At 32.8% G+C, this 2,796-nt stretch carries 2 protein-coding genes; both read right to left on the reverse strand.

Annotated elements, in window-relative coordinates; genetic code table 11:
* Window positions 1–135 precede the first annotated feature (135 nt).
* The gene (locus KKC91_00170) at window positions 136–1,851 is read right to left on the reverse strand and encodes an IS1182 family transposase (protein MBU0476973.1); all 1,716 of its coding nucleotides are present in this window, start codon (window positions 1,849–1,851) and stop codon (window positions 136–138) included.
* Between the two features lie 99 nt (window positions 1,852–1,950).
* Entirely contained in the window at window positions 1,951–2,391 is a 441-nt protein-coding gene (tnpA, locus tag KKC91_00175; protein ID MBU0476974.1) for an IS200/IS605 family transposase, read from the reverse strand.
* Window positions 2,392–2,796 lie beyond the last annotated feature (405 nt).

Below are 2,796 nucleotides of genomic sequence, written 5' to 3' on the forward strand. Positions count from 1 at the left end.
GATAATACTTGAATTTACCTTGTTTTAATGTTGCGGTCACATTTTCTGAGAAAATTAGTGGTTTTATGTCAATTGAATATTCATTTTATTCCTATTTGGGTTTAATACCGGGGTTGTCTAAAAAGTAAATTCTATTCAAATGGCAACGGATAAAGCAGTTTGCTGTAACAGGTTTATTTCTGTTTTGATGGTCAAAATCTTTTTCTTTGTAATATTTTTATTTCTTATCGTATATATTCTTCTTAAATTATGTGAGATATAGTATAACCCTGCTTCCAAACTTACTTTTTTAATTCCCCTTAAATTGTATCTACGCTTTAACTTATTCAATTTCTCGTCTCCGAAAATAGATTCAACTTCATTTGCTCTTCTCTTTCGCAGTTCTTTTCCCTTTTCAGAATTGAGGTTTTGTCGTGCTTGCCCTTTTAACCGTTCTGCAAGCCAACTAAACTGTAGCGTCCTAGTATTAGTCATATTTTTTTCGTTTAAGCATTTCTTTTTTAGCCTGCAATATTTACATGCTCCTTCTTTAGATTTATAAGAAGAGATATTCCTAATATATCCTGTTTTTGTTATATCTTGTTTATCACAAACAAACATAAGCTTAATATTATTAGGGCATATAAACTGATTATTCTTTTCATCATAACTAAAGTTCTGCAACCTAATTTTCTTATCTCTCCATTTTTGGCTTTTTTCCCTATGATAAGTGTTAAATTTGAGATAATTATTAGTTCTTTTTTTTTCAAGATACCTATGATTCTCTTCTGTTCCATATGCGCCATCAGCATTTACATTTTCAGGAGCCCTACCTAAGTTATCAATCATTCCATCCATAAGCGGAATAAAACTTACATTATCAGCGCAATTATCACTGATTACATAGTTTAAAACAAAACCATTTTCGACTGCAATGCCTTCATTGTATCCTGGCCTGATCGTAAGTTGGTCTTTCATCATCATTCCAACAGCATCATGATCTGTTTTCGAGTAGCTATTTCTTCCATTGAGAATATGTTTCTTTTGATTATAGACTTTTTTTCTTTCAAGTAATTCCTTTGTTCTTCTAACTTTTTTTCGCTGTTCTCTGCCATCTTCTTGGTTAGTTTTGCCTTCTTTGACATTATTGTTTATCTTGTCAATAATCTGCTTGACTTTTTCATCATCAAAACCATTACGCTCTTGTTCAGGCAGATCCTTGCCACCAAAAGTTTTTTCTTCTTTCTCATTAATCTCATCGATATACTTGAAAAGATCATCAAGCTCTTCATCAATCCTAATAGAATGTTTTTCCACTTGCTTTCTCCAGACAATCTTATGTTTATTGGCATTCGCTTCATTTTTTGTGTGATCAATAAAAATATCTTTTGCTTGGATTATTCCTTGATCAAGAGCAAACTTTACAATTTGCTTGAAAATTTTCTTAATATCGTCTTTAAGTCTTAATCGAAAGTCATTTAACGTGTGGAAATCAGGAGTTTGATTTCCACTGATCCAAATAAAGGACAGATTTTCACGCAGGTTTTTTGCAACTAACCTGCTGCTATAGATACGATATATAAAAGCGAGAATCCATGATTTAAGCATCATACGTGGATTGTAGGAGCTTGTTCCTCCACCCTTATATGTATCTAAAATAAATAGTAGATCCATTTCATCGATAATTTGACTTATAAGACGAGCAATATGACCAGCACCGATAAAATCATCAACATTTTTTGGAAGGAGGAATTCTTGATTCTGTGAATATGGTTTAAAAACAACTTTGGGCTTAGGGTGGGAAGGGGAAAAATCTGTAATCTTGATTTTTTTGTTTGTATTAAGTGTTGCTTGGTAGCTTGTTTCTGACATAGAAATCACCTCATTATTTTAAGTTTATTGACGATAAGCTAGTATATATACTTTACGAATTAAGAAAAAGATGAGTGGACTTTTTAGACAACCCCGGTATTACGGTGATGCAAATGAATGAATTGTTAACTGATTCTTGCTTAATCCTTGTTTCTTGATATATTCTTCCATTGCTTTAACATCATAACCATCACCAACAGTATCAATATGACCCCCATCATTCCAAAACTCACCACCCCAAAGCTCATCTTCTTTCAACTTTGGAAATTTCTTAAATACTTGGATTGCGGTTATGCTCTTACAAATCTGCATAATTCTTGAAGGAGAATATCTTGGAGCTGCTTCCACAAGAATATGCAAATGATCACCATCAGTACCAACAGCATCAAAATAGAGATAATATCTTTTAGTGATTTCAGTAAGAATGGATTTAATAAGATTAAAAACAGACTCAGAAATAAGATTCTTACGGTACTTCATAACAAAAACCATATGGTACCGAATCCTATAACTACAATGACAAGCATATTTAGTTTCCATAAAAGAAAAGAACAAATTTGAGTTTAATAAACTAACGCAGCAAGCTGCGGGGTATTAAACCCAAATAGGAATAAAGCGAGAATCCTGAAATTAGCTACGCCAGTCTGAGTTTAGGGGTATTACCTGAATTTCCGAGACGGATTTTCTGTCATTACAATTTGAAATATTCGATGCAAGCATAGGGGTGTAAAACCGGCTTTGTCAACTTAAGTGAGGTAAGGCCTGCAGGGTTTATAAAACATATTTAAACAATGTCGCTCCAACACATAAAAGTTGACAGCGCCGTAAAACCCAAGTCTTAATAAAAGAAAAATAATAAAAACTATCAGGTATTCTTAACTGTTATAATCTTTGAAAATTACAGATTATATGGGCCGTACACATAGGAACTTGCTATTCCAGAAC

Source organism: bacterium, from assembly GCA_018812485.1.
Taxonomy (GTDB): domain Bacteria; phylum JAHJDO01; class JAHJDO01; order JAHJDO01; family JAHJDO01; genus JAHJDO01.